Origin of the sequence: Aquitalea denitrificans, from assembly GCF_009856625.1 — a bacterium.
GTDB classification, from domain to species: domain Bacteria; phylum Pseudomonadota; class Gammaproteobacteria; order Burkholderiales; family Chromobacteriaceae; genus Aquitalea; species Aquitalea denitrificans.
Genome location: NZ_CP047241.1, coordinates 2,420,810 through 2,446,764, shown reverse-complemented (window position 1 = coordinate 2,446,764; position 25,955 = coordinate 2,420,810). Strand labels below are relative to the sequence as shown.

At 57.2% G+C, this 25,955-nt stretch carries 19 protein-coding genes and 1 tRNA gene; 8 read left to right on the top strand and 12 right to left on the bottom strand.

The window, feature by feature from the left end; all coding sequences use genetic code 11:
* Nucleotides 1-211: 211 nt before the first annotated feature.
* A complete protein-coding gene (locus GSR16_RS11055; protein ID WP_159877344.1) occupies nucleotides 212-493 on the bottom strand; it encodes a DUF3761 domain-containing protein in 282 nt (93 codons plus the stop codon).
* Between the two features lie 281 nt (nucleotides 494-774).
* Here GSR16_RS11055 and GSR16_RS11050 point away from each other — a divergent pair, with 281 nt between their 5' ends.
* On the top strand, nucleotides 775-1,083 hold the full coding sequence (locus GSR16_RS11050; RefSeq protein WP_159877342.1) for a hypothetical protein: 309 nt from the start codon (nucleotides 775-777) through the stop codon (nucleotides 1,081-1,083).
* A gap of 64 nt (nucleotides 1,084-1,147) precedes the next feature.
* Here the strand turns inward: GSR16_RS11050 and GSR16_RS11045 are convergent, their stop codons facing one another.
* The 3 genes from GSR16_RS11045 to GSR16_RS11035 form a co-directional block, all read right to left on the bottom strand.
* On the bottom strand, nucleotides 1,148-2,884 hold the full coding sequence (locus GSR16_RS11045; protein ID WP_240902462.1) for a PHA/PHB synthase family protein: 1,737 nt from the start codon (nucleotides 2,882-2,884) through the stop codon (nucleotides 1,148-1,150).
* A 354-nt stretch (nucleotides 2,885-3,238) separates the two neighbouring features.
* A complete protein-coding gene (locus tag GSR16_RS11040; protein WP_159877340.1) occupies nucleotides 3,239-4,363 on the bottom strand; it encodes a response regulator in 1,125 nt (374 codons plus the stop codon).
* A gap of 12 nt (nucleotides 4,364-4,375) precedes the next feature.
* Complete coding sequence (locus GSR16_RS11035) at nucleotides 4,376-7,396, bottom strand: response regulator (protein WP_159877338.1); 3,021 nt, start codon at nucleotides 7,394-7,396, stop codon at nucleotides 4,376-4,378.
* A gap of 528 nt (nucleotides 7,397-7,924) precedes the next feature.
* On the opposite strand from GSR16_RS11035, the gene GSR16_RS11030 reads away from it, so the two are divergent.
* Entirely contained in the window at nucleotides 7,925-8,443 is a 519-nt protein-coding gene (locus GSR16_RS11030) for an Ltp family lipoprotein (RefSeq protein ID WP_159877336.1), read from the top strand.
* Between the two features lie 213 nt (nucleotides 8,444-8,656).
* Nucleotides 8,657-9,796 carry a beta family protein gene (locus tag GSR16_RS11025; protein WP_240902666.1) on the top strand — a complete coding sequence of 380 codons (1,140 nt, stop codon included), beginning with the start codon at nucleotides 8,657-8,659 and terminating at the stop codon, nucleotides 9,794-9,796.
* Between the two features lie 8 nt (nucleotides 9,797-9,804).
* Here GSR16_RS11025 and GSR16_RS11020 read toward each other — a convergent pair whose 3' ends face one another.
* The 4 genes from GSR16_RS11020 to GSR16_RS11005 form a co-directional block, all read right to left on the bottom strand.
* Nucleotides 9,805-10,368 (bottom strand): sce7726 family protein, encoded by a 564-nt coding sequence (locus tag GSR16_RS11020; protein WP_159877332.1) that lies wholly within the window; start codon nucleotides 10,366-10,368, stop codon nucleotides 9,805-9,807.
* Nucleotides 10,369-10,719: 351 nt separating this feature from the next.
* Nucleotides 10,720-10,795, bottom strand: a tRNA-Thr gene (locus GSR16_RS11015).
* A gap of 44 nt (nucleotides 10,796-10,839) precedes the next feature.
* Nucleotides 10,840-11,229 (bottom strand): hypothetical protein, encoded by a 390-nt coding sequence (locus GSR16_RS11010; RefSeq protein WP_159877330.1) that lies wholly within the window; start codon nucleotides 11,227-11,229, stop codon nucleotides 10,840-10,842.
* 304 nt (nucleotides 11,230-11,533) lie between these two features.
* A complete protein-coding gene (locus GSR16_RS11005; protein ID WP_159877328.1) occupies nucleotides 11,534-13,831 on the bottom strand; it encodes an NADP-dependent malic enzyme in 2,298 nt (765 codons plus the stop codon).
* Between the two features lie 145 nt (nucleotides 13,832-13,976).
* Here GSR16_RS11005 and GSR16_RS11000 point away from each other — a divergent pair, with 145 nt between their 5' ends.
* The 4 genes from GSR16_RS11000 to GSR16_RS10985 all read left to right on the top strand — a co-directional run bounded on the left by GSR16_RS11000 (nucleotide 13,977) and on the right by GSR16_RS10985 (nucleotide 22,001).
* Nucleotides 13,977-14,930 (top strand): LysR substrate-binding domain-containing protein, encoded by a 954-nt coding sequence (locus GSR16_RS11000; RefSeq protein ID WP_159877326.1) that lies wholly within the window; start codon nucleotides 13,977-13,979, stop codon nucleotides 14,928-14,930.
* Between the two features lie 355 nt (nucleotides 14,931-15,285).
* Nucleotides 15,286-17,223, top strand: a complete 1,938-nt coding sequence (locus GSR16_RS10995) for a putative bifunctional diguanylate cyclase/phosphodiesterase (RefSeq protein WP_159877324.1) — start codon at nucleotides 15,286-15,288, stop codon at nucleotides 17,221-17,223.
* Between the two features lie 102 nt (nucleotides 17,224-17,325).
* Nucleotides 17,326-21,006: a PAS domain S-box protein gene (locus tag GSR16_RS10990; protein ID WP_159877322.1), complete on the top strand. Its 3,681-nt coding sequence runs from the start codon at nucleotides 17,326-17,328 to the stop codon at nucleotides 21,004-21,006.
* Nucleotides 21,003-22,001: a response regulator gene (locus GSR16_RS10985; protein ID WP_159877320.1), complete on the top strand. Its 999-nt coding sequence runs from the start codon at nucleotides 21,003-21,005 to the stop codon at nucleotides 21,999-22,001. Before GSR16_RS10990 ends, GSR16_RS10985 begins: the two co-directional genes overlap by 4 nt.
* 37 nt (nucleotides 22,002-22,038) lie before the next feature.
* Here GSR16_RS10985 and GSR16_RS10980 read toward each other — a convergent pair whose 3' ends face one another.
* The 4 genes from GSR16_RS10980 to GSR16_RS10965 all read right to left on the bottom strand — a co-directional run bounded on the left by GSR16_RS10980 (nucleotide 22,039) and on the right by GSR16_RS10965 (nucleotide 24,613).
* The gene (locus GSR16_RS10980) at nucleotides 22,039-22,434 is read right to left on the bottom strand and encodes a VOC family protein (RefSeq protein ID WP_159877318.1); all 396 of its coding nucleotides are present in this window, start codon (nucleotides 22,432-22,434) and stop codon (nucleotides 22,039-22,041) included.
* Nucleotides 22,435-22,555: 121 nt separating this feature from the next.
* On the bottom strand, nucleotides 22,556-23,062 hold the full coding sequence (locus GSR16_RS10975; RefSeq protein WP_159877316.1) for a VOC family protein: 507 nt from the start codon (nucleotides 23,060-23,062) through the stop codon (nucleotides 22,556-22,558).
* 24 nt (nucleotides 23,063-23,086) lie between these two features.
* Nucleotides 23,087-23,431, bottom strand: a complete 345-nt coding sequence (locus GSR16_RS10970; protein ID WP_159877314.1) for a DUF3088 domain-containing protein — start codon at nucleotides 23,429-23,431, stop codon at nucleotides 23,087-23,089.
* 69 nt (nucleotides 23,432-23,500) lie between these two features.
* A complete protein-coding gene (locus tag GSR16_RS10965; RefSeq protein WP_159877312.1) occupies nucleotides 23,501-24,613 on the bottom strand; it encodes a porin in 1,113 nt (370 codons plus the stop codon).
* A gap of 318 nt (nucleotides 24,614-24,931) precedes the next feature.
* Here GSR16_RS10965 and GSR16_RS10960 point away from each other — a divergent pair, with 318 nt between their 5' ends.
* Nucleotides 24,932-25,933, top strand: coding sequence for an LLM class flavin-dependent oxidoreductase (locus GSR16_RS10960; protein WP_059285581.1), 1,002 nt, complete (start codon nucleotides 24,932-24,934; stop codon nucleotides 25,931-25,933).
* Nucleotides 25,934-25,955 lie beyond the last annotated feature (22 nt).

Below are 25,955 nucleotides of genomic sequence, written 5' to 3'. Positions count from 1 at the left end.
AGCTCGAAGAGGACTCGGGCCAAGGTGCGCCATGCAGATGGTATCGGTCGTTTGGCAAGACAGCGCAACGCAGGGGCGGGGGGTGGTAGCAGGTTTAAACCATGTCAGGACTGGAGAGGCAATTTGTGAAGCGCTTGTGGAGCGTGGTCGGTGTCAGCATTTAATTGGCTTGTTGCCGATCAGAAAAAGCTTTTGCAGCCGGCATGGCTTGTTAGCTTAACCACTCGCTGACCCCACCATGGCGGGAGCAGGTGCCGCGGTGGTGTTGGCTGAAACTGTAGCTGCCATCGCGGCATTTTGCGGTAGCACCGCGCGGGGCTTGTCCGGATTTGCTGTGGGCAGGGCTGTGTACGCTGTTGCCATCCTTGTTGGTATAGCTGCCATGTTCGATTAGCTGGGCTTCAACCGGCTGGTTGTTGACCTGGGTCGGGGTTTGGGCAAGCAGTGTTTGGCAGGTGAGGGTGGCGAGCAGGAACAGGGCAGCACATTTCATGATGGCATTTTCTTGGTAATGGCCAAGTATGACATGTAAGTATTATCATGTTCCAGCTATTGTTAAGAAATAGCTGTTGTCCATTGCCCCGCAAGGAGGGCAACCCACACTTCATCTGCAGAAAGCGCGTGTTGATGGCAATCCAGAAAATGAAGGTAACCACCCCGTCAGCGTGCACCCGCTTCGACATTCTGCTGAGGCTGTGGGCGGTGACTGCACTCTGTGCTGCCGTGTCTCATATTGTCCTGCCTGGGTGGACTGCTGCGGGTACGACCTGGGCCATGTCTTTGCACTGGCAGCGGGAAATTGCTTTTTTTGACCTGTTTATCGCCTTTATCTTCGGCTGGGCAGCCCGGCAGCCGGATCTGCACACCAAGCGCAATGTCACCTTGCTGCTCTGTGGCTTGTCATTGCTGCTGGGGGAAAATCATCTGGAAGGCTGGCTTGCTGCGCCCAAGGTATTTCATGTGCTGTTTACCCTGGCTAATGGACTGGCGGTATTGTGGGGCGTGCTGGCCTGCTGGAGCGTACACGCACTGGTGCCGCCGCCATGGCAAGATAATGTGCCGGCCCGGCAGCAAAGGCCGTGATGGCCGGCATGAGCTTTGCTACCGGTTCAGGCAGTGCAGCGGCGGTGAGAGCAATGGTGCTTGCTCAGGGCTCCAGCACGTAGCTACCTGGCGCGTCAGCCAGTGCCGGGTACTGGCGGCTGCTGACGGCAGGGGCCTTTGCCAGTTCGCCCGATTGTGGCTTCAGCCATTGCATCCAGTCCTCCCACCAGCTGCCAGTGTGGTGTTCGGCAGATTGTTTCCAGTGTTCAGGACTCTGGTGGCGTTCTGCCTGACCCACCCAGAATGCTCGTTTGGGCGGGCTGACCGGAGGGTTGACAATGCCCAGGATGTGGCCAGAGGTAGACAGCACAAAGCGCTTGTCGCCGGTTAACAGGTGATTGAGCCGGAAGGACTGCTTCCACGGTGCGATATGGTCATCCACGGCGGCAACGGCATATACCGGCTGTGTGATGTTTTCCAGATTGATGTCATGCCCGGCAACATTCAGTGCATTGGGCTTGATCAGATTGTTGTGCAGGTAAAACTGGCGCAGATACCAGGAGTGCATGGCTGCCGGCATGCGGGTTGTATCCATATTCCAGTACAGCACATCAAAGGCCGACAACTTCTCGCCATACAGCCAGCCGTGTACCACGTAATTCCAGATCAGGCTGTTGGGGCGCAGCATACGGAAGGACATGGCCATGTCCTTGCCATCTAGATAGCCGGTTTCGGCCATTTTTCCATCCAGCCAATCCAGGGTGGCCGGGTCGATGAATACTTCGATATCACCAGGGCTGTGGTAGTCCACCAGGGTGGCAAAAAAAGTGGCGCTGGCTACGGGGTTGACGCTGCCTGCGTATTGCTGGCTGCTCCATGCCAGCCATGTGGCCAGCATGGCTCCACCTATGCAGTAGCCGACGGCATTGACTTGTGGCTGAGCGGACAATTCGCGTGCCACCCGGAATGCTTGATCCAGCCCTTCTTGCAGATATTGGTCAAAAGTGGTGCCGGCCTGTTCGGCTCCGGGGTTGCGCCAGCTGATGATGTAGGTATCCAGCCCTTGCTCCAGCAGATAGCGGATCAAGCTCTTTTTGGGTGTCAGGTCCAGTACGTAAAACTTGTTGATGCAGGGCGGCACAATCACCACGGGTACCTGATGTACGGCCTTGGCGGTAGGGGTGTAATGAATCAGCTCGAACAGCTCATTGCGGAAGACTACCTTGCCTGGGGTGGTGCCCAGGTTTTCCCCTACTTTGAATTCCTCGGTACTGCTCATGCGTACCGTGCCCAGTTTGGCGTCTTCCAGGAAGTTCTGCCAGCCTCGCTTTATGCTTTCACCATTACTCTCCACCGCCCGACGCATGGCAACCGGGTTGGTCCAGAAAAAATTGCTGGGTGAGAGCGCATTCAGCCAGTTACGGCACCAGAAAGCAGTCTGTCGCTTGGCCTGTACCGACTGCCCTGGGGTTTCGTACAGCATGTCCTGAATGTGATGGGTGAGAATCAGATACCACTGTTTGGCAATATCGAAAGACACACTGTCCGACCATTCCGGCTCAACAAAACGGGTGTCTTCGGGATGTGCTTCTTCTACATCCGGCCCCTGCATTCCCCAGTAGCGGCGGGCAGCATACTGTTGCAGGTCAAACAGCTTCTGTGCCAGCTGCACATTGGACTCGGCGAGCTTGCCGGGGTGGCATAGCCAGGCCAACTGGGTGTGTATGGCGGATTTGCCAATGCCGAAAGGGTCGCAGATGTTTTCCAGCATATTGCCAAAATGCTGTGCATTCTCAAAAGAATCGATAAGCCAAGACTGTTGTGCTGCTGGTTTTGTCATGAATATCTCCCGAAGACATGCACTTGAAATGAATGTCTCAAGCATAGCGCACACTTCCTGCAAGAATATGTCTTTACCGGCTTTGTTTGATGCAAGGCTGATTTTTCGGCAGGTGATGCTGCATTGAACCATCCGGCTTCCAGGCGGCAAGTGGCGGCCCTGGCTGACTGTTGGTGTCAGGTATGGATGTGCATGCCATCGGTGCTTATCCCAACACCAGATCCAATGCGGTCTTGTTCTTCCTGAATGGCGAGCAGTATTTGCTCCCTTATGTCTGCGGCCTTGGCGCTGGTGGTGACGCCTGGTGAGTTGGCAGCAGAAACATGCCTGCGTGCTGTGGATGGCAGATACTGCTTAATCCTGTTCGTCTTGCTCGTGTTTATCTGCAAATTGCAAGGCAATCTGGTGAAAGTCATCTGCCACATACAAGAAGGCATCGACGATGTCCGGGTCAAAGTGCTGACCACGGCCTGCCTGAATCATCTCTACGGCAGTGGCGTGCGGAAATGGCGGTTTATAGACGCGACGTGAGATCAGCGCATCATAAACGTCGGCAACAGCCATCAGGCGTGCTGAGATTGGAATGGCATCGCCAGCCAATCCTTCCGGGTAGCCGCTGCCATCCCACTTTTCCTGGTGGTAGTTGGCAATTTCACGTGCCAGCCGCAAAAAACTGCTGGGGGCATCAAGCAGCTTTTCAGCCACAGCAATGGCATCCCGCCCCAGAATGGTATGGGTTTTCATGATTTCAAACTCTTCTGCGGTCAGGGTGCCCGGTTTTAGCAGGATGTAATCCGGGATGCCTACCTTGCCTATATCGTGCAAGGGCGCGGATTTATACAGCAATTCGATGGTCTGTTCGTCCAGGAAATGCTGGAATCGTGGGTGCGATTGCAGTTGCAGGGCCAGGATGCGGACATAGTTTTGTGTCCTGCGGATGTGATTGCCCGTTTCATGGTCACGGGTTTCGGCCAGAGAGGCCATCGCCATGATGGTGACATCCTGAATGACCTGGACTTCCTGGGTGCGTTTTTCTACCTCTTTCTGCAAAAAGGCGGCCTGGTCCTGCAGGAAGTCGGCTGCGGCCTTTAGTTTCAGGTGCGTTCTGACGCGAGCCAGCACTACCAGTGGTGAGAATGGCTTGACGATGTAATCCACGGCACCGGCGTCAAACCCAGCCTGTTCTGCTTCACGCTCAACCATGGCGGTCAGGAAAATGACAGGAATGTGCGCAGTGCGTGCGGTGCTCTTCAATTGCTGGCATACCTCAATGCCGCCGATTCCCGGCATCAGCACATCCAGCAATACCAGGTCGGGCAGGGCCTCTGCTGCCAGCAATTGCAAGGCCCGTTCGCCGCTGTTTGCCACCAATACCCGGTATTTGTCTTTCAGCAGACTGTAAAGCAGGGTAAGGTTTTCCGGGGTATCGTCGACAATCAGCACGGTTTGCCGGGCCATGGATTCAGCAATGGAAATCATGGTGAAACGCTCTCATCCTGGGTCGAGATGGCCTTGAGTCGTGGTCACGATATGCAAGGCGACAAGAAAGTCGAACTGACGGATTGCCTGTTCAAGTGCGCTAAAGTCATCGCTTGGCAGTATGCTCCTGATGGAGACTGCCATCTCCAGAAAATAGCTTAGTGCTTCACCGTCACCGCTAGCCAGCAGTTCCGCCAGTGTCTGCAATATGGTTTCAGGCCGGCTTGTGGTGGTGTGCGTGGCTTGCTGTTGCATCTGCAGGGAAGCGCGCATGGCGGTGATGATTTCGGACAGCTGTTGATCCAGTATCGACAGCAGGGGAGTTGCATCCTGTCCCTGCCGGATTGTTTCCTGCAAATCAATGCACACGGCCTGCAGTCGTGACAAGCCGATGCTGCCGGCAATGCCTTTCAGGCTGTGGACGATGCGCCCGGCTGTGCTTGCATCGCCCTGCTGCAGTGCTGCGGTCAGCCTTGTTACCGCAGTGGATTCCTCGGCGATGAACTGCTGCAACAAATGAAGATACAAGGCCTGGTTGCCTGCGACATGGACCAACCCCAGCGCCTGGTCCAGGCCTGCGACTTCAGCCAGTCCCGGGATGGTGTCGTGTTTATCCAGTACTTCCATTGTCAGTGGTAAGCCGTTTGTGTCGTTCATGGCAGCTTGCCCCCAGCGGAGCATGGTTTCAAACATCAGATGCGGGTCGATGGGCTTGATGATGTGGTCCACCATGCCGGCCCTGGCACAGTGCTCCCTTTCCCTGTTTACCGCATCAGCGGTCAGGGCAATGATGGGCAGGTGCTCGAAGCGTGCGTCTTGCTTGATACGGCGCGTGGCTTCCATGCCATCCAGAACCGGCATCTGTACGTCCATCAGCACGATATCGAATCTGGAAGGGCCATGTAGCTGCAAGAGATCTATCGCTTGCTGGCCGTTTTCTGCCAGCGTCGTGCTGGCACCAGCCCAGTCCAGCAGCTCAAGCGTAATCTGCTGGTTGATCTTGTTGTCTTCAACCAGCAGAACCCGCATGCCATTTAGCCTGGGCAACTGGTCGTCAGCGGTTTTCTGGCTGAAATCCTGGCGTGCTTCCATGCCGGCAAGCTGCAGCATGACATTTAGCAGCGACGACTGGTTTGCCGGCTTGACCAGAAATGCCTGGATTCCGATGGCCTCGGCTTGTGCACGGATATCGTGATGACCAAATGCCGTCACCATCACGATGCATATTTCAGGATAGCGGGTACGAATTATCCTGCTGACTTCAATGCCGTCCATTTCCGGCATCATCCAGTCGATAAAAACCATGTCGAACGGGTGGTCCGTACTGGCCTGCTGCAAGCATTCCAGTGCATTGTGGCCGGAGTTGGTGGCGCTGACGGAAAAGTCCATTGACCGTAACTGCTCGGACAGGATGTCGCGTGCAGAAGCGTTATCGTCTACAACCAGAACCCGCTTGCCTTTCAGGCTGGTTGGCAGATCCTGCAGGCATTTAATTGCCCGTGCATTCATCCCTAGCCAGATGCTGAACATAAAGGCGCTGCCGTGACCCGGGCGGGATTCAAGCTGAATTTCTCCACCCATCAGTTCGATGAGTCGTTTGGCAATCACCAGGCCCAGTCCGGTACCGCCATACCTGCGGGTGGTGGAGCCATCAGCCTGCTGGAAGGGCTGGAACAGGTTGGCACGCTGGGCCTCATCCATGCCGATGCCGGTGTCGCGAACACTAAAATGTATTTTCAGCTTGTCTCCCACTTGTTCCAGCACGCCAATGCTGATTTTGACTTGCCCGCTATCGGTAAACTTGATGGCATTACCAACCAGATTGGTCAAGATCTGGCCTAGCCTTAGCGGGTCTCCCACCAGCCCTTGCGGCACTGTCTGGTTGTATTCGAACAGCAGCTCCAAGTTTTTGTCGGCAGCACTCTGGGCTAGCAGCAATGAGATATGGTCGAGAATATCGTCCAGGCAGAAACTGACATTCTCCAGCTCAATACGGTCTGCTTCTGCTTTGGACAAATCGAGAATATCGTTGACCACACCCAGCAGCGAGGTGCCGGCATTATGGATTTTGCTGACATAACTTCGCTGTTGGGGTGCCAGCGCGGTTTTCAGCGCGAGGTAGGACAGGCCGATGATGGCATTCATCGGGGTGCGGATTTCATGGCTCATATTGGCCAGAAACATGGATTTGGCGTGTGTCGCGTCTTCTGCCACCAGTTTTGCCTCACGCAACATGGTTGCCGTTTTCAGCATCCGTGCATACAACAAGCTGTTTTCCATCAGCAACATGATCAATACAAAGCTAGCCGCCAGCAAACCATAAATCCGGCCTACATAAAATCCCAAATCAAACCGGCCTGCATTCAGCATGGCGGACAAGGCAATATCACAGAGCCAGGAAAACATCACCATGCTCAGGCACAAATCCAGCACGGTATGCTTGCTGCGTCGCAAGAGTTGCAGGAATGCCAGCAGGCTGAGCCCCCATACGCTTCCCACGACCATGCGCATGGTCGGGGTGTAGTGATTGCCGTGCATGATGCTTGGCAAGTTGCCATGCAAGCGGGTAGCCAGCAGGGTACACAATACGGTCAGGCAGAGTGCGGCCATGATGGCAAGGGCAATTTCTCGGGCCGCTTTTACTTTTACGCCTGGAGTGGCAGACGTCTTTTTCGCCTGGTGCATGTAGGCGACAAGCAGCAGGGGAAAACCGCCATGCCAGAACATATACAGCCATGCAGTGGATTGTGGTCCTGCGCCAAGCAGGCCGCTGGTGGAAAACAGGCCGGGAAAGGTCAGTGCATGTGCTATCGCCATGCAGGCGGTAAACAGATAGGCAGTGGCAAGCATCTGAACCGCCCGCGAACCCAGAATATAAAACTGCCCGAACAACAGCACGGCGGTAATCAGATCGTTGACGACCAGTGCAGACTGGTAAATCGGGATGAAGGCCCATACTTTGCCCAGCGCCAGCTGCGCAAAGGGAACGGCCACGCTGAACAGCACTGCCGAGCCGGCAAACAGGTACAGCATGGCTCTGCGCTGGGATGCTGTGGGAGAGGATGTGACCAGTAGTTCGAAATCATCATTCTCCGGCCAACTTGATTGCCGCATAGGTCACACGCTCCGACCAGAATTGAAACGATATACCCGTTTACCGGGACCGTGCATTTACATTAGGAGCATAGACAAAAGTCCATCGTCTAGCACAGCAACATATCCAGATTGAGCATAGGGTTATGTCAGCAGCCATCGCGGTGGCTAGCTGGCTACCAGCGGATTGATCGTGACCCGATCGAAGCCAGTGACCTGGGGCATGACTGGCAGGTGCAGACATCTGTTTTCGGTAGTGGTTTGATCGGTAGTGGTTTGACTTGATGCGCCGGCCTGCATGGCAGACCGGCAGGTACTGACCGATGCCAAGTTGTAAAGCTCCGATCATAACCATGCAGTAAAAAGCCCAGCTGTCAGCTGGGCTTTTTACTTGTGATTTATATTGAGCATATTGCCTATACTCAGCTACTTTAATTTATTCATTTCCAGAGAGCGGAATTTTTTATAATGGTGAAAATTATAAAGTGGGTAGGTGGAATCATTGTGGTGTTATTTGCACTGGGGCTGATGTGGCCAGAAAAAAATGATGGCAAGACGAATGGCAATGACATCGGAAATACGGTTTCTGCTGAAACGCCAATTCCCGGTGCAGCAATGGAGCTGAATGAGGCGGCAGCAAATCCTTCCTCCCGTCAGGCAGAAGTGATACATGACTTTACTATGCCACAGCAAAATGCTATCCGGTCAGCCAAACAATACTTGAACTTTCAAGGATTTTCTCGGGCGGGGCTGATTCAACAACTGTCTTCAGATGCCGGAGATGGTTACACGGTTGCTGATGCCACAGCTGCCGTAGATAGCCTGAATATTGATTGGAATCTGGAGGCCGAGCGATCGGCAAAGCAGTATCTCAGTTTGCAAGGTTTCTCTTGCAAGGGGCTGGTTCAGCAGCTGTCTTCCAGTGCCGGGGAAGGATATACCGTTAGCCAGGCACGCCATGGAGCCAAACAGGCAGGTGTTTGCTGAAACATTCTCAGTAACTGGCAGATTTCACCATCCAGCCTTCATGGCCAGATCAAGCAGGAATTAGGCCTGGCTGGGCAGATCAGCGCTGCTAGTGTCTGTCATGGTCAAGTTGTAAGTGCTTATTCCTGCCTGAAGCGACAAGATCAGCCATATTGTTGTTTTTTATTTAATGGTTAAAAATTACCGCAATATTTTTGTGATGTGTACTGATTGGTGTTGATTTATTTCAATTATTGGTTAGTTTTTTTATGTGCTTTATTTTTTATGGCCAAGCGTTATTTTTTATTGAATTGGGGGGTTGAAATGTTCTCGCATCGACACTATGTACCCATCTTGAAAATGAAACGAGGAGAGCTAGATGCTCTTGTTGGTACCTCGTTACATGAAAAATCTTCGATGACGCCACTGCTGGAGGCATTGCTGAATATTGATGAAGGTGAAACCGATCCGACAATCATAGTAGATGCGCTTGGCGACCGGCTAATGCAAGTGGCAAACAAATGGGGCGTTGGCAGAAGTTTCTTTCTGGATTTAAGCTTTTTGGAAGGAGCACTGGCTTGCCTGACTAGCGCACAGCTATGCAGCGTTGTTGGTTCTTGCGTGCCAGAAGCCATCGTGGTGATTCATCACGATATGTCGGCGGTTTTCAAAAATCAGATGTATGCGCTGGCGCACTCCCAGGGGCGGGGGTGCTGCTTGCGTGTTACCGATGAAGATGCCCAATGTGCCCATCTGATTCAACAGCTTTTGCAAAGCTTTGAACTTCCCATCGGGTCAATTGATCTGGTACTTGATTTGAGGTCTGTTTTTGGCCAGTCTGCACACATCATCAACTTGAGAACATCAAGTCTGATGAACATGTTCCAGCTGAATGGCTTTAGAACGGTTACATTGGCAGCATCAGCATTTCCATCAGCCTTGTCCCTGGTGATGCAGGCCAATCAGGTGACATTTGTTCGCAGGGATGACTGGTTTAACTGGATAAGCGTGATCAATCAGTCTAACTATACCAGGCTGCCGGCTTTTGGTGACTACAGTATTAATCACCCGGATTTGCCGGAAGGCGGGATTCCTCGTGCCTCCGCCCCTAATCTGCGCTATACGCTTGATGATGCCTGGTATTTGGCAAAGGGACAGGGGCCGCAGTACCACCCGGATGGAAATCGGCAGTTTCACACCTTGTGTCAAGCCTTGGTGGTGTCAGGATATTTTTCCGGTGCTCAATTTAGCTGGGGTGATGGCGAGATAAGCGCTTATGCAGCTGGTGCTGCAGCACTGGGAAACACTAATGCGGAAATATGGCGGAAGATAGGGTTTTCACATCATTTTGCTAAAGTGATATCGCAAATCTAGCTTGATTGCTAGCGCCAGTCAGTGCGGGCTCTCAATGTGGCCCGTACTTCTTCTTTTAATGTATCAAGGTCAATTGTTTTTGTCAGTCGTACCCACAAATCTTTTTTTGGCTTTGATTTTATTCCCTTTGCGGCATGATATTTTTCCAGCAACGAAAATGTTTCTTCTTTCCAAAGTAATTGTGCCAGGGCATAAGGCTCGACTTGATTGTTTATTCTTCCCTTGCGTAGCTGTTTAAGGCGTATGTTGTCACCCTGTTTTTTAGCAATCCATAGCCCCCACCATGAGGGGATAAGCATTTTTGCTGCATCTACATGTCGATGGCCAACAACGATGGACGCACGATCACAGATTTTTGAATAATACTGTATCTGGGTTTGTAATCTTGCCAAGGTATCGGCGTCGCTTTTTATTTCAAAAGCACTTATTTCACCGTTGACGACAGCGATGTCGGCTCTGGCCAGGCCTTGGCAAATGCCCAGTTCATCCACAATCAGCGTATCTGGCTCGCTAGCGTGAATGCTGCTTAAGCGGGCTTTTAATTCGGCTCTTATTTCATGGTCACGAAGCATTTATTTTACCTTTCGATACCGCTTTACTATTAGCCGTATCATGGCGATAACTTCCAGTACGGCTCTTATTATGTTACGCGATTTCTATCGATGTTTCATACCTGGCAAAGAAGAAGGATGTGAGCCCTTGATGACTAAGTGCTCGGGATGGCATTTGAAGGTAGGGGATTGATGGTGGCTGATGGAGGCGAATGAAGGTTGAGCGCACCCGGTAGAGCCGGGCCTGTGCTTGTTTATGGGCAGGGCTATCGCGTGATTTTTAGCCGGCTGGGCGGGTTTTTAGAAGAGCGGGGCAAGCTGGCCTGAAATGACTAAGGCCCTTGAATCCAATGGGTTCAAGGGCCTTATGTTTGGTGCCGGCGGCAGGAATCGAACTCGCGACCCCCTGATTACAAGTCAGGTGCTCTACCAACTGAGCTACACCGGCGAAGGGCTGCAATATAGCGTTTCGCCGGTGGCTTGGCAAGCGTCCTAATACATTTTCTTGTGCTTTTTGCTGGCTTTTTTCTTTAGCTTGTTGTTTTTGCTTGATTTATGTGAAATGGTTTTTTTGGTGTTGGCTTTGTGTGCGACCGCCTTGGGAGTTTTGCCGGCTTGGTGAGCGCTGGCCTTCTTGCCGTGGTGTTTGCCATGACTGGCGGCTGCATGGTGTTTGTGGCCTGGTTTACTGGCGTGTTTGCGTGCGCCCTGGTTGCCGGTGGTGCTGGTGCTGTTGCCGTGATGGGCTGGTTTTCTGGCGCTCTTGAGCGGGGTATTTTGCACATCGCCAGGCAGTGGAATGTCTTCGGTTTCGGCATGGGCGATGCCGCCCAGCAGCAGGGCGCCCAGCAGCAGGGCGCGGCCAATAATGGAGTGGTTCATGGTGAAGTCTGGGCCCTTATGGTTGGCCATTCGGCTTGAGGGTCGTGGATACAAGGGGCTAATACTAGCATGGCCAGAGTTGATGGATGTCGCTGTGAATTGTCCTGCGGCGAGGTGGGCTTGCCCTGGCGGCCTGGTATTGCAGCGCGGCCTTGTCGCTACGAGGTGTTGGTGCTGGTGATCGGGGTGTTGCAGATATGTCCTGCACCAGTCTGTTGGTCAGTGGCGGGCCACGTTGATGTTGCTGCCGTGGCCCGGGTTTGTCTGTCGGCATGTGACGCCTACGTATGCCGACGGGTGGCGCTTAGTCCGGTTCGGTCTGGCGATTGGCCTCCATCACGGTGAGCGCGGCCATATTGATGATGCGGCGTACGGTGGAGCTGGAGGTGAGGATGTTGACTGGCGCGTTGACGCCCAGCAGGAAGGGGCCGACGGCGACATTGCTGCCGGCGGCGGTCTTCAGCAGGTTGTAGGCGATATTGCCGGCATCAACATTGGGGCAGACCAGCAGGTTGGCCGCGCCCTTCAGGCGTGACATCGGCAGGATGTCCATGCGCAGTGCCTCGTCCAGCGCGCAGTCGCCATGCATCTCGCCATCCACTTCCAGTTCCGGTGCGCGGGCGCGGATCAACTCCAAAGCCTGACGCATCTTGCTGCCGGAGGCTGAGCTGCCAGAGCCGAAGTTGGAGCGCGACAGCAGCGCGGCCTTGGGCTTCATGTGTAGCAAGCTCATTTCCTCGGCGGCGGCGATGGTGAACTCGGCAATCTGTTCTGCCGTGGGGTTGTCGTTGACGTGGGTATCCACCAGCGCCACGGTCTGCTTGTCCAGCAGCAGGATGTTCATGGCGGCGTAGGTGTCCGAGCCGGCTTTTTTTCCAATCACCTGGTCGATATAGCGCAGGTGGTCGTGATAGCTGCCCACGGTGCCGCAGATCATGCCGTCGGCATCGCCCAGGCGCACCATCATCGAGCCAATCAAGGTCAGGCGGCGGCGCATTTCCACACGGGCCATTTCCTTGGTCACGCCATCACGGCACATCAGTTCCCAGTAGCTGGTCCAGTACTGGTGGAAGCGTTCGTCGTATTCCGGGTTGGTGACTTCCACGTCCTCGCCCAAGCGCAAGCGCAGGCCGAATTTTTCGATGCGCGCCAGCAGCACTTCCGGGCGGCCCACCAGGATGGGACGCGCCAGTTTTTCATCCACGATCACCTGTACCGCGCGCAGTACGCGTTCGTCTTCGCCCTCGGTAAACACGATGCGGGTCTTGCCGCCATCCCGTACCTGTTTCTTGGCGGCGGCAAACAGCGGCTTCATGAAGCTGCCGGAGTGGTAGACAAACTGCTGTAGCTGCTCGGTGTAGGCATCGAGATTGGCGATGGGGCGGGTGGCCACGCCACTGTCCATCGCTGCCTTGGCTACGGCGGGGGCAATGCGCACGATCAGGCGCGGGTCGAACGGTTTGGGAATCAGGTATTGCGGGCCGAAGGACAGGTCGTAACTGCCATAGGCGGCGGCTACCACTTCGTTCTGTTCTTCTTCGGCCAGGCCAGCAATGGCGTACACCGCAGCCACTTCCATTTCACGGGTGATGGTGGTGGCACCCACATCCAGCGCGCCGCGGAAGATGTAGGGGAAGCACAGCACGTTGTTGACCTGGTTGGGATAGTCGGAACGGCCAGTGGCCATCACCACGTCGTCACGCACCGCGTGGGCCACTTCCGGCAGGATTTCCGGTGCCGGGTTGGCCAGCGCCAGAATCAGCGGCCGGGCGGCCATTTGCGCCACCATCTCGCCCTTGAGCACGCCGCCGGCGGACAGGCCGAGGAAGACGTCGGCACCGTCAATCACTTCGCGCAGGGTGCGGGCTTCGGTGGGCTGGGCAAAGCGGGCCTTGGCCGGGTCCATCAGCACGGTACGGCCCTGGTAGACCACGCCTTCGATATCGGTCACCCAGATGTTTTCCAGCGGCAGGCCCAGATGCACCATCAGGTCCAGGCAGGTGAGGGCGGCGGCACCGGCACCGGAGGTGACCACCTTCACCTGGCGGATGTCCTTGCCCACTACCTTGAGGCCGTTGATGAAGGCGGCGGCTACGGTGATGGCGGTGCCGTGCTGGTCATCGTGAAAGACCGGAATCTTCATCCGCTCGCGCAGCTTGCGCTCCACCTCGAAGCATTCCGGGGCCTTGATGTCTTCCAGGTTGATGCCGCCAAAAGTGGCTTCCAGGCTGGCGATGATGTCCACCAGCTTGTCCGGGTCGGTCTCGTTGATTTCGATGTCGAACACATCGACGCCGGCAAATTTCTTGAACAGCACGGCCTTGCCTTCCATCACCGGCTTGGAGGCCAGTGCGCCGATATTGCCCAGGCCCAGCACGGCGGTGCCGTTGGTGATGACGCCAACCAGATTTGAGCGGGCGGTAAAACGGCTGGCATTGAGCGGGTTGGCCACGATCTCTTCACAGGCGGCGGCCACGCCGGGGGTATAGGCCAGGGCCAGGTCGCGCTGGGTCACCAGCGGCTTGCTGGCGTTGACGGCGATTTTGCCCGGGGTGGGAAATTCGTGGTAATCCAGTGCTGCCTGACGATCGGTGGTGTCCATGTCGCTCTCTGTCTGTGGTTTGGGGTGGCAGGTGTGCCGTACGGGCTTGCCTGTGCTGATGTCGGTCATTCTAATCAGTAAACATAAGGTGTTTATTTTGAATTACTATCAAGCCATATCATTTACCTTATGAAAAGCTGGCTGAATGACCATGATCAATGCCGAAGAGGTGTTGCGCCGCCTGAGCGCGCGGCTGAAAATGCGCCACTTGATCCTTCTGCTCAATATCCAGCAGCATGGCTCGCTGACCCGGGTAGCTGAACAGATGGCCAGCAGCCAGCCGGCCATCACCAGTGCGCTGGCTGAACTGGAAGGCATGTTTGGCGGAGTATTGTTTGATCGGTCGGTGCGCGGCATGGCCCCTACGGCGCTGGGTAAGCTGGTGCTGGCCCGTGCCCAGGCAATGATTCACGATCTTGGCCACTTGGTGCGCGACATGGAAAGCACAGTGGCCGGTTTTGATGCCCACCTGCATGTGGGGGTGATTCCCTTCATCTCTGGCCGTTTGTTGTCGGCAGCCATCCGTCGCGCCATGCCGGAGGACAGCAAGGGGCTGACCGTTACCATTCACGAAGGCACCAGCGATCAACTGCTGCCGCAATTGCAGGACCACACGCTGGATATCGTGATTGGCCGCGCTTCATCCACGGTGGATCTGGGCGGGGTGGAGTTCAGCCTGCTTTACCGACAGCAGCCACGGCTGATTGCCAGCCGTCGTCTGGCTGCGCAACTGGGCAGGGTAAGGCTGGACTGGGGGCAGCTGGTGCAGCTGGACTGGATTCTTGGTGCACCCAATACCCCAATGCGGGAGCAGGTGGCGGATATCTTTCTGGCGGCCGGTATTGCGCCGCCTGTGCCCATTGTCGAGAGTTATTCTTCCAAACTGATTGGCGAGATGATTGTGGCCAGCGAGCGGGCAGTTTCCATTGTGCCGGCAGATATTGCAGAAGAGCTGGTGCGCACAACCGGTCTGGCCATCGTGCCGTATTCGTTTGACTGGACTTTGCCGCCGATTGCCATGTTTACCCGTGCGGCTACCCATTCGCGTCCGCTGGCCCGGTTTGCCCAGGCCTTGCTGGAGTTGAGCCGCGAGGGCTGATGTTCCGGCATTGTCTTGTAAAGAAGGCTGACGGCCTCGCCGGTAACATTTACCATGGCGGCATAGGCCCGCGATGACCCTGGCCTGACGGGTCAAGCGACGGGTGTAAGCCGGGTTGCCGAGCTGAGCATGAATGGGTGGGCCCAAATCGCGCTAGCTAGTGTAGCTTGGCGCGAGTGGGTGGCATTGCCGTCCTGTACCATGCGGCTGAATGCCTATAATCAGCTGACGCATCTTCAGCGGGCGGGACGGTGACGCTGTGGGTTGCGACTGGCCGCCTGGAGGGTGCTTGTATTTTCAAGGCCACAATAAAAACAGCGCACTACCATTCATAAGGCCGTGTATGCAGCAGGGAATGATTGAAAGAATATGGCGCGAGTCCTTGAAGAACTACGCGCTGGGCTTGATGGTTAATCTGGCGGCGACGCTGACCATTAGCTACATCCTGTCTGATGATGCATCCCGTTTTGTCCCGTTGTGGGCAGGAGGTGCGCTGGCGCTGATGCTGGTGCGATTTCTGCAGTTCCTGCACGCCGCCCGGCGCTACCGGCGCACCCGAACCTTCTTTATTGCCGACAAGTTCTACCTGAGCCTGGGCTTGCTGAGCGCCGGTGGCTTCTGGGCCTGGCTGGGCTGGTGGGGGATTGCCCATTATCAGGGGCCGCAGCAGTTTGCCATTATCGTCATCCTGTCTTCGATGGCCGGCGGGGCCACCGGTACTCTGTCCTCCCTGAGGGTTGCCGGCAAGGCCTATATCCTGCTGCTGCTCTTGCCTACCTGTGTGCGTCTGTTCCAGACCGGCATTCCTTCCTATATCACCCTGGCGGCGCTGGGGGTGGTTTTCTCCGGCGTCATGTTGTTCAGTCACGAAAACAATTACAAGCTGATCCGCCGCAGCGTGGGGCTGGCCTTGTCCAACAAGGAGTTGCTGGATGAAGTGTCCTTGCTGGCCGCCAAGCTGCAATACGAAAACGATACGCTGGAAACACGGGTGGCCGAGAGAAGCAAGGATTTGCTGCGGCTGGCCTATCACGATGAGCTGACCGGCCTGCTCAACCGGCATGGCGTGTCCAACCTGGTGAAGTATTTCGGCATTACACCGGGTAATGTCACGGTTTTTCTCGTTAATCTGGATCGTTTCAAACAGATCAACGACGGCATGGGGCATGAGGCTGGCGACGATGTACTGCGCCAGGTGGCCCAGCGGCTGGAGGCGCTGGCCTCGCGGCTGAGCCGTGACATCTTCAGCAATGTCGATTGCCAGGTGGGGCGGTGGGGTGGGGACGAGTTCATCTTCTATCTGTCGCAGTTGGGAGAAGATTCCCTGACGCCGGAAGACGTGGGTCAGCTTATCCGCAGCGCAATCAATGACCGGTTACAGGTAGCCGGCAAGACGGTTTGCATCAATGCCAGCATTGGTGCGGTTTCCGAAGGGGATTGCGACAACCCCAACAACCTGTTCCAGTATGCCGATATTGCTGCGGGCGAGGCCAAGCGCACCGGCTGCGTGGTGTTTTTCAACCCTGGCATCCGGGCGCAACTGACGCGCAAGTCAATCCTGACGCAGGACTTGCGCATGGCCATTGCCAACCGGCAGCTGTTCATTGTCATCCAGCCTATCGTGGCTGCCACGGATCACCGGCTGGCATCTTTTGAAGTGCTGATGCGCTGGATGCACCCGGAGCTGGGATTGATTTCCCCGGTGGAGTTCATTCCGGTGGCAGAGGAAAGCGGCACTATTGTCGAGCTGGGCGACTGGGTGATCGGGCAGGCCATTGCCGCAGCCAGCCTGTTGCCACCCGCAGATGACGAAGCGGTGAAGGTGGCGGTGAATGTATCGTTGCACCAGCTGTTGCAGGATGATTTTGTCGACAAACTGCTACAGGCCACCAGCCAGGGTTTTAGCGCCGCCAATCTGATCATCGAACTGACTGAAAGCGTGTTTCACGAAAACGAGATTGAAATGGTCAAGCAGGTGCTATTCCGCATCAAGCAGTTGGGGGCGGAAATCCATATCGATGATTTCGGTACCGGTTATTCATCGTTCTCCCGTATCAGCGAACTGCCCATCGATGCCATCAAGATCGACAAGGCCTTTATCCAGTCGGCTGATGAAAAGAATATCGCCATTATTGAAGCTGTGGTGTTCATTGCCCAGCGGCTGAAAATAAGGGTGATTGCCGAAGGCATTGAAACGCTGCAGCAGGCAGAAAGAATGCAGGCACTGGGGGTGAATGAATTGCAGGGCTACTACTTTGGCAAGCCGCAGCCGCCGGTGTTTGCTACCGCATGATGGGCTGCAGGCGGTGTTGTTTGTGCATGCCGACGGTGGGTAGTTGATTGATAGCAGGTCTGCCAGCAGTGGGCAGGCAGACCATGACAAGGTTGTTTTTGCATGCTTGATGCGTTTTTCATTCTGGCCGACAACGCCAGCCCGTTGTTTCTGAGCGGTAGCTACCAGCCCTGGCTGGTGTTGCTGTCGCTGATCGTGGCCATTATTACCTCCATCGTCACCCTGCACATGGCGGGTCTGGCCGCGGATGCCCATGCACCGGGCCTGCGCCAGGTGGCCCTGCTCAGCGGCGCGCTGTTTCAGGGCATAGGCATCTGGGCCATGCATTTCATCGGCATGTTGGCCTTTGATCTGTGCACGACGGTGCGTTACGACCTGCCGCTCACCCTGCTATCCATCCTGCCGGCCTTTTTTTCATCCTGGGTGGCGCTGAATATGCTGTCCTCGCGCACGGTCAGCCGCCACCAGCTATTGGTGGGCGGCGTATTGGTGGGGGCCGGAATCGGCGGCATGCACTATACCGGCATGGCTGCCATGCAGATGGCACCCATCTTGCGTTATGCCCCGGGCTGGTTTTTCATTTCCCTGCTGATTGCCATTGCGCTGGCCACCCTGTCCTTGTGGATACGCTTTGGCTTGCGCCAGCATGCGCGGCTGGGCGAGGGCCGGGCCATTGTGCTCAGCGGCTGCATCATGGGTTGCGCCATTGCCGGCATGCACTATAGCGGCATGCTGTCGGCCCGCTTTATCGGGGTGGCCGACCCCGCCGGCTTGACAGCCAGCAGCGGTAACAACCGCATGGCTACCGTGGTGGCTTTGCTTACCCTGTGTGCCGGTGTGCTGGTGCTGGCTGGCAATACCCTGCTGCGCTATCGCAAGCTGGTGCAGGAAAAGTCGGCCAGCGAAGGGCGGCTGCAGGCGATTGTGGATACCGCAGTGGACGGCATCATCAGTATTGATGCGCGTGGCCGGGTGCTGGAGCTTAATCATGCCGCCGAGCTGATGTTCGGCTGGCGGGCGGCGGAGCTGGTGGGACGCAATATCAATTTGCTGATGCCGGAACCCTACCACTCCGGACATGATGGCTATCTGGCGCACTATCTGGCCAGCGGTGATGCGCGGGTGATAGGGGTGGGGCGGGAGGTCACTGCCCAGCGCAAGGGCGGGTCGGTATTTCCCATTCGCCTGGCGGTGGGCAAGGTGGAGACCGGACGCGAGCCGCTGTTTGTCGGTTTTGTCACCGACATCAGCCAGCGCAATGCCATGGAGCGTGAACTCAAGCAGCGCGAAAGCCAGTATCGCACCCTGATTGCCAATATCCCCGGCGTGGCATTTCGCAGCAGGGTGGATCGCAACTGGAGCAAGATTTTCATCAGCGAAAGCATTGTCGAGTTGTGTGGCTGGGAGGGCAGGCTGTTTCTGGAAGGCAAGATCAGCATGGCCTCCATCATCCACCCGGATGATTTGCAGCGCGTGCGCGACACCATTGCCGAGGCTGTTGCCGGCAAGCGTGCCTATATTGTCGAGTACCGGATATTCCACTTTGATGGTGGTGAGCGCTGGGTGTCGGAAAGTGCCGGCATTGTGTTTGACCATGAGGAACAGCCGCAGTGGATAGACGGGGTGATGATCGATGTCACCGAAAGCCGCCAGCAGGCTGCCGAATACGAAGGGGTGGTGTATGCCATCCGCCGGGCGCTGGCGGTAGTGGAATTCGATATGGAAGGCCACATTCTTACCGCCAATGACAATTTCCTGGCCCTTACCGCTTACCGGCTGGACGAGCTGCAAGGCCAGCATCACAGCATGCTGTGCAAAGGCGACGAGGTAAAATCCGCGGCCTACCAAGCCCTTTGGGCGGACTTGCGTGCGGGCAAGTTTCAGAGCGGAGAATTCCTGCGCTATGGCAAGGATGGACGCGAAGTATGGATCCAGGCAGTGTACAACCCCATTCTGGATATCGATGGCAAACCATGGAAAGTGGTGAAGCTGGCCAATGATCTGACTGACCGCAAGCTGATGGAGCAGGACCTGATGGCCGCGCGCGACCGCGCCGAGCAGGCCGCTGCGGCCAAGGGCATGTTCCTGGCCAATATGAGCCATGAAATCCGCACGCCGATGAATGCCATCATCGGCTTTGCCCAGCTGCTGCTGGATACGCCGCTGAATACTCAGCAACGCCGGCATCTGCAAACCATCAATCAGTCGGCCCGGGCTTTGCTGGGCCTGCTCAACGGCATTCTTGACACCGCCAAGCTGGAGCGCGGAGCGCTGGAACTGGACGAGCTGGATTACTCGCTACGCGAGCTGTGCGGCCAACTGGTAGAGGCCTTCGGCCTGCAGGCGCGCGACAAGCAGTTATGCCTGCAGCTGGACTATGCCGCCGACTGCCCGGCCCAGCTGCATGGTGATGCCCTGCGCATGCGACAGATCCTGACCAATCTGCTGGGTAATGCGGTCAAGTTTACCGAACAGGGCAAGGTGACTTTGCGTGTGGTGCGCCAGGGGGCGCAGATCGTGCTGACCGTCAGCGATACCGGTATCGGCATTGCCCCCGACCGCATCGACAGCATCTTCGCCCCATTCAGCCAGGCCGATGCCAGCATGGCCAGGCGCTTTGGCGGAACCGGCCTTGGCACTACCATTGCCCGCCAGTTGGTGGAGCTGATGGGCGGCAGCATCCATGTCCGCAGCGTACAGGGGCAGGGTAGCGAGTTCGCGGTGCATCTGCCGTTGCAAGAAGCGCAAGGCAGCCAGAGGGCAGTGTCTGCGCCGCTGCCTGCCATCTTGCCGCCACTGCGCGTACTGGCGGTGGATGATGTAGCGGAAAACCTGGAATTGTTGCAACTGATGCTCAGCCGCGAAGGCTTGCAGGTGAGCACGGCCAGTGGCGGTGCAGCAGCGGTTGCGCTACATGCTGCGCATGATTTCGATGTGGTGCTGATGGATGTGCAGATGCCGGATGTCGATGGTCTGGAAGCCACCAGGCAGATGCGGCAGCAGGAAGCCGCCACCGGCCGCAGCTGTACGCCGGTGATTGCGCTTACCGCCAGCGTGCTGAGCCAGGACCGGGTGGATGCCGAAACCGCCGGCATGAACGGCTTTGCCATCAAGCCGCTGGACATGGCCACCTTGCGGCAGGAAATCGCGCGCGTGATCGGGCTGGCACCGGCAGACAAGGCGGCCAGCGACACTGGCGATCGGGCACTACTGCTGATCGACTGGGCGGCTGCCACTGAGCGCTGGGGTGACAAGGCGCGCCTGAGCGAGCGCATACGCCGCTTCCTGCAGGATTATCAACCGCTGCCGGACAGGCTGCTACAGGCGGATAGCGATAGCTGCCGCCAGCATGCGCACCGGCTGCGCGGGCTGGCGGCCAATCTGGGCTTGATGCAATTGCAGGCACTGGCCGCCACGGTGGAAACAGCTGGCCATTGCAGCGTGGAACAGGCGCAGGCCATGCAGTTGCTGATGGAGCAGGTGGCCGCGGCGGTGCCAACAGCGCAGGCCGGGCTGCCAGCATCTGGCATGCCGTCTGGTGCCGACGGAATACTCGCCGCCGCCTTGCCCTGGTTGCAGCGGCTGTTGGAAGTGTGCCGCCGTGCCAGCCTGGACGATGAGGCCATGCAGGCGTTGGCTGGCCTGCTGCCGGCAGCACAGTGGCAGCCGGTACAGCGGGCACTGGACGATTTCGAGTTTGACGCTGCTGCGGCAGCCGTGGCCGCGCTGCAGCAGCAACTGAACAGTACTTCCGCCAATGGCGGTGAAACGGAAGCACAATGACGCCCATGGATGACAGCCGGCCCATCCTGCTGCTGGTGGATGATGAACCGAACAATCTGCAGGTGCTGCGGCATATCCTGCAGGAGCAATACCGGCTGCTGTTTGCCCGCGACGGTGACAAGGCGCTGCAGCTGGCGCGCAGCGAGATGGTGGACCTGATTCTGCTGGACGTGATGATGCCCGGCATGACCGGGCTGGAAGTCTGCCACCAGCTCAAGCAGGACCCGGCCACCGCGGCAGTGCCGGTGATCTTTGTCACCGCCTTGAGCGACAGCCGGGATGAGGCCGAAGGTTTTGCCGCCGGCGGGGTGGATTACATCACCAAGCCGGTCAGCCCTCCCATTGTGCAGGCGCGGGTGCGCACCCATTTGTCACTGGTGCGGGTGGAAGAGCTGGTGGAAACCCGGCTGCAGATTATCCAGCGCCTTGGCCGTGCTGCCGAATTCAAGGATAACGAAACCGGCCTGCACGTCATTCGCATGAGTCACTACTCGCGTGAACTGGCGCTGGCGGCCGGCTGCAGCGCGCGCTTTGCCGACGATCTGCTCAATGCCGCCCCCATGCATGATATCGGCAAGATCGGCATTCCCGACACCATTTTGCAAAAGCCGGGCAAGCTGGATGAGGCCGAGTGGAAGATCATGCGCAGCCATGCCGAAATCGGTGCCCGTATCATCGGGGATGATCGTTCCAGCTTGCTCAGGATGGCCGCCACCATTGCGCTGAGCCATCACGAGCGCTGGGACGGTACGGGTTATCCGCATGGCTTGCAGGGTGAGGTCATTCCACTGGAGGCGCGCATCGTGGCGATTGCCGATGTGTTTGATGCCCTCACCAGCAAGCGGCCCTACAAGCATGCGTGGACGGTGGACGAGGCGTTTGCCCTGATCGAAAGCGAAGCCGGCAAGCACTTTGACCCAGCGCTGGCCCGCTGCTTTCTGGGCCTGCGACCCCAGCTGGAGGCTATCCGTCAGCAGTGGCTGGAAACACTGTAATCCAGCTTTGTGGCAGATGATTCCGCTGATCGCCGGATCATGCCGTGTATTCGGAAATCTCGATCAGGTTTTGATCCGGGTCGCGCAGGTAAACCGAGCGGATCTTGCCGGTGGCCCCGGTCCGGCCTACCGGGCCTTCGATAATGGCCAGGCCTTTTTCCTGCAGGCGGGCCATCACCGTGTCCAGCGGCTGGCTGGCAATGAAACACAGGTCCAGTGCGCCGGGGGTGGGCAGGGCCGCCTTGGGCTCGAACTCCTTGCCCTGCACGTGGATATTGATTTTCTGGCTGCCAAATTTCAGTGCCAGCCGCTCCACCGGCGGGGTGCCGCCAATGAATTTTTCCAGCGTCATGCCCAGGCCGTCACAATAAAACGCCAGGCAGTCATCCAGTCGGGCGGTGGTGAGCACAAGGTGGTCGAGATGGCTGATCATGCGGCAAGACTCCATAAGCAGATTGGCTGTCCATCTTGCTGTATCTCGCGCTCTCCGGGCAATCCCTGTTTGGCAAGGCAGCAGCAGGCCTCAGGCGACACGCTGCTGTCCTGCCGTGTGCCTAGTGGCTGGCAAAGCGCGCCAGTTCGCGTTCCCAGTCCAGCGGGGAGGTGCGGATGTCGCGGTCCGCGTCGCGGATGGCATCGGCCGGCAGGAACCAGTTGACTTCAAACAGCAGGCCGTCCGGGTCGTGGCCGTACACGCTCTTGAACAGGCCGTGGTCTTCTTCCAGGCCCAGCTTGCCAAGTGCCTGCAACTGGTCGCGGATGCGCTTGAGTTCCAGCAGGGTATCCACTTCCCAGGCCAGATGATAAAGACCGGCCGGCGGCTCGTTGGCTCCAGGAGTTTCACCGCGTGCGCTGAATACCCCCGCGCGTTGCTGGCCCTGATTGCGGGCGAACAAGGCCAGGTCGTGATGGTTGTCCGACTCGGCGGCCTGGGCAAAGAAAGCTTGTTCCGGCTGCGGACCGGGTGAGGGGTTAAACCCCAGTACTTGCTGATAAAAACGGCTGCTGTCGGCCACATCGCTGACATACAGCACCGCGTGGTTCAGGCGTTTGATTCCCATGATGTGCTTTCGTGTGACAAGGGTTTACAGATGGTAGGCACCGTGTTGCCGTGCCAGGTAAACGGCAATCTGGTGGGCGTCTTGCAGGAAGTGCCGCCCGGCGTGCTGCTTGGCATCGGCCGGTAGCGGGCTGGCCGGGTCCAGAATCAGCACCGGCAGGCTTTGATTCTCTTCGCCCAGCAGGGCTATCACCGGCTGGCGTGGGCGTGGAAACGGCAGACGACGGATTTCAATGCGCTCGGCCAGTGCCGGTTGCACCGCCAGCAGGCCCTCCAGCAGATTGCTGTGCGGGCAGACAAAACGCTGGTCGGTCGGATGATCGGGGCGGGTGAATCCGGGCTCCAGCAAAAACAGGGTATCGCGGCTCATCAGGCATCTTTCGCGGTGAAAATGGAGTGGACGGTAAGAACCCCGCCAGCTGGCGGGGCGGGGAGATCATCAGAAGAACTTGGCCAGGCTCAGGCCCAGCGCGCTTTCGCTGGCTACGCCATTGCCCCCCCAGCTGGCGCGTCCATAAGAGGCATAGGCTTTCGTCTGCTTGGACAGGTTGTATATCGTGCCCAGCACATACTGGGTGTAGCCGGTCTTGTCGATGCGGCTGCCGCCAATGTCCACATCGTAACCCTTGGTCAGCGAGACATAAGGCAGCCAGGCACCCACGTTGTAGCCGAAGGTGAGCACGGCTTCACGCGTCTTCACATCCTGACCGGAGGCGGCGGCGCTCAGGCTCTGGCCGCTGGCAGCCAGGCGGGCGTTCAGCACGTTGACGTTGTAAACCACGCCCGGGCTGTCGACGAAGCTGCCGCTGGATACCCCCAGATAGCCATTGACTGTCTGGAAACCCAGTGCCAGATAGATGGGGTCGCTGATATAGCCTGCTTCCACACGCCACCAGTTTTTCACTGCGCCGGTCTGGGCCGAGGAGTTGACCTGCTTGGCATCACCCTTGGTTTCATAGCTGAACTTGGCAAAGTAACCGGCCTGCTCGTAGCTCAGGCCCAGGTTGAATACCTGGTTGTTGGTGGGCTGGCCATTGCTGTCGTTGGCGCGTTTTTCATCGGCCCCCCAGGTGGTGGTGAAACTGAAACCGGCCAGGTTGGGGCTGTCGTAGCGCACGGCATTGTTGATGCGACCGTCCAGTCGGGTGGAGTACAGCTGGCCGCCCACGCCGCTGTAGGAACCCGGATCGATATATTCCATGTCCAGGTTGGCGTAGTCGGACAGGCGACCCAGGCGCAGCTTGCCGTACTCGCTTTGCAGGCCGATGAAGGAGTCGCGGCTGGCGAAGGTATCCGTACCGCTGCCATCCACGTGGATGCGGTTTTCCACCTGCCAGATGGCAGTCAGGCCATTGCCAAGATTTTCCGAACCCTTGAAACCGATGCGCGAAGTATTGTCATTCACCTGCACGTTTTTCAGGCTGCCGCTGGAGGTGTAGCTACGGACGCTGGACAGGTTACCGGCCACTTTGCCGTACAGGGTAATGCCATCGTCGGCATGGGCAAACAAGGGAACAGCAGCAATAGCCAGGGTGAGCAGTTTTATTTTCATGATGTGTTCACAGGAAATCGGTTGGTCGGATAAACAAGCCGTTGCCAGGGTGGTGGGTTTCGGCTGGTGCTTATTCTTCCGTATTGTTCCCGTTTTTTTAATCAATAAAAAATGATTAACAAATCAAACTGTTTTTGCATGTTTTATTCAGATTGATTTGTTTTTCATGACTTTCTGCTGATTATTGCTAAGTCAATTTTTTATTGGAATTTGCAGAAAAATGAATAAGCAGAGCGGATAAGCATATCAATTTAATTTGATTGATCTTCAAATTGGCTGGGAATAGATTTTGTGGCGTCAATTACACGGTACACACAAATGTCATACTCCCTGTCCATCCTGGATAAAAGCCCGATTCCGCCGGGCGCTACCGCGGCCGATGCACTGGCCAATACCGTGGCGCTGGCCAAGCTGGCAGAGCAGTTGGGCTATTACCGTTTCTGGGTGGCCGAACACCACAGCACGCCGCTGCTGGCCAGTTCTGCGCCTGAAGTCCTGATTTCCCACATCCTGGCGCATACCAGCCGTATCCGCGTGGGCAGTGGCGGCGTCATGCTGCAGCACTACAGCCCCTACAAAGTGGCGGAAACCTTCAATCTGCTGGCGGCGCTGGCCCCGGGCCGGGTGGACCTGGGCGTGGGCAAGGCCCCTGGCGGCCTGCCGTTCAGCACCCGTGCCTTGCAGCACTATCACGATGCCGCCCGCAAGCCCGACTTCACCGCCCAGCTGACCGAACTGAATGCCTTCCTGAACGAGGGCCAGCCGGAGGGCCATCCGCTTGCCGGGGCAAAGGCGACACCGCAGCCACCCATTACGCCGGGGCGCTTCCTGCTGGGCGGCAGCCCGGACAGCGCCCGGCTGGCCGCCCGCCTGGGCTGGGATTTTGCCTATGCCGGCCACTTCAACGGCGACCCTTTGAATATCCAGCAATCCATTGCCGTGTACCGCCAGTGGACCGGCAAGGTACCGGCGCTGGCCCTGTATGCCTTTGTGGCAGAAACCCGCGAACAGGCACAGGCGCTGGTGGGGGAGCTGAAGCTGTTCAAGGTGACGCTGGAAGACGGCCGCAGCGTCAATGTGCCCAGCCGCGAGGCCGCCGAAGAATTTGCCCGTCAGGCTGGCAGCAGCCAGTACCAGCTGGAAGAAAAGCATCCGCACGTGATAGCCGGTACTGCCGGTGATGTGCGCGCCGAGCTGGATTCCCTGCACCAGAGCTACGGCATCCGCGAATTCATCATTGATATCCCCGTGGCCCAGTTTGCGCTGCGCCGCGCTTCCATTGCCCTGCTGGCCGAAGCGCGCGAGCCGCTGGCCGCCTGACTTTACCGATAACCTTTTTGGA

Excerpts from the sequence above, each read along its gene's own strand:
- GSR16_RS11055 (WP_159877344.1), bottom strand. The coding sequence starts at position 493 with ATGAAATGTGCTGCCCTGTTCCTGCTCGCCACCCTCACCTGCCAAACA.
- GSR16_RS11050 (WP_159877342.1), top strand. The coding sequence starts at position 775 with ATGTCTTTGCACTGGCAGCGGGAAATTGCTTTTTTTGACCTGTTTATC.
- GSR16_RS11045 (WP_240902462.1), bottom strand. The coding sequence starts at position 2,884 with ATGACAAAACCAGCAGCACAACAGTCTTGGCTTATCGATTCTTTTGAG.
- GSR16_RS11040 (WP_159877340.1), bottom strand. The coding sequence starts at position 4,363 with ATGATTTCCATTGCTGAATCCATGGCCCGGCAAACCGTGCTGATTGTC.
- GSR16_RS11035 (WP_159877338.1), bottom strand. The coding sequence starts at position 7,396 with ATGCTGTACCTGTTTGCCGGCTCGGCAGTGCTGTTCAGCGTGGCCGTT.
- GSR16_RS11030 (WP_159877336.1), top strand. The coding sequence starts at position 7,925 with ATGGTGAAAATTATAAAGTGGGTAGGTGGAATCATTGTGGTGTTATTT.
- GSR16_RS11020 (WP_159877332.1), bottom strand. The coding sequence starts at position 10,368 with ATGCTTCGTGACCATGAAATAAGAGCCGAATTAAAAGCCCGCTTAAGC.
- GSR16_RS11010 (WP_159877330.1), bottom strand. The coding sequence starts at position 11,229 with ATGAACCACTCCATTATTGGCCGCGCCCTGCTGCTGGGCGCCCTGCTG.
- GSR16_RS11005 (WP_159877328.1), bottom strand. The coding sequence starts at position 13,831 with ATGGACACCACCGATCGTCAGGCAGCACTGGATTACCACGAATTTCCC.
- GSR16_RS11000 (WP_159877326.1), top strand. The coding sequence starts at position 13,977 with ATGACCATGATCAATGCCGAAGAGGTGTTGCGCCGCCTGAGCGCGCGG.
- GSR16_RS10995 (WP_159877324.1), top strand. The coding sequence starts at position 15,286 with ATGATTGAAAGAATATGGCGCGAGTCCTTGAAGAACTACGCGCTGGGC.
- GSR16_RS10990 (WP_159877322.1), top strand. The coding sequence starts at position 17,326 with ATGCTTGATGCGTTTTTCATTCTGGCCGACAACGCCAGCCCGTTGTTT.
- GSR16_RS10985 (WP_159877320.1), top strand. The coding sequence starts at position 21,003 with ATGACGCCCATGGATGACAGCCGGCCCATCCTGCTGCTGGTGGATGAT.
- GSR16_RS10980 (WP_159877318.1), bottom strand. The coding sequence starts at position 22,434 with ATGATCAGCCATCTCGACCACCTTGTGCTCACCACCGCCCGACTGGAT.
- GSR16_RS10975 (WP_159877316.1), bottom strand. The coding sequence starts at position 23,062 with ATGGGAATCAAACGCCTGAACCACGCGGTGCTGTATGTCAGCGATGTG.
- GSR16_RS10970 (WP_159877314.1), bottom strand. The coding sequence starts at position 23,431 with ATGAGCCGCGATACCCTGTTTTTGCTGGAGCCCGGATTCACCCGCCCC.
- GSR16_RS10965 (WP_159877312.1), bottom strand. The coding sequence starts at position 24,613 with ATGAAAATAAAACTGCTCACCCTGGCTATTGCTGCTGTTCCCTTGTTT.
- GSR16_RS10960 (WP_059285581.1), top strand. The coding sequence starts at position 24,932 with ATGTCATACTCCCTGTCCATCCTGGATAAAAGCCCGATTCCGCCGGGC.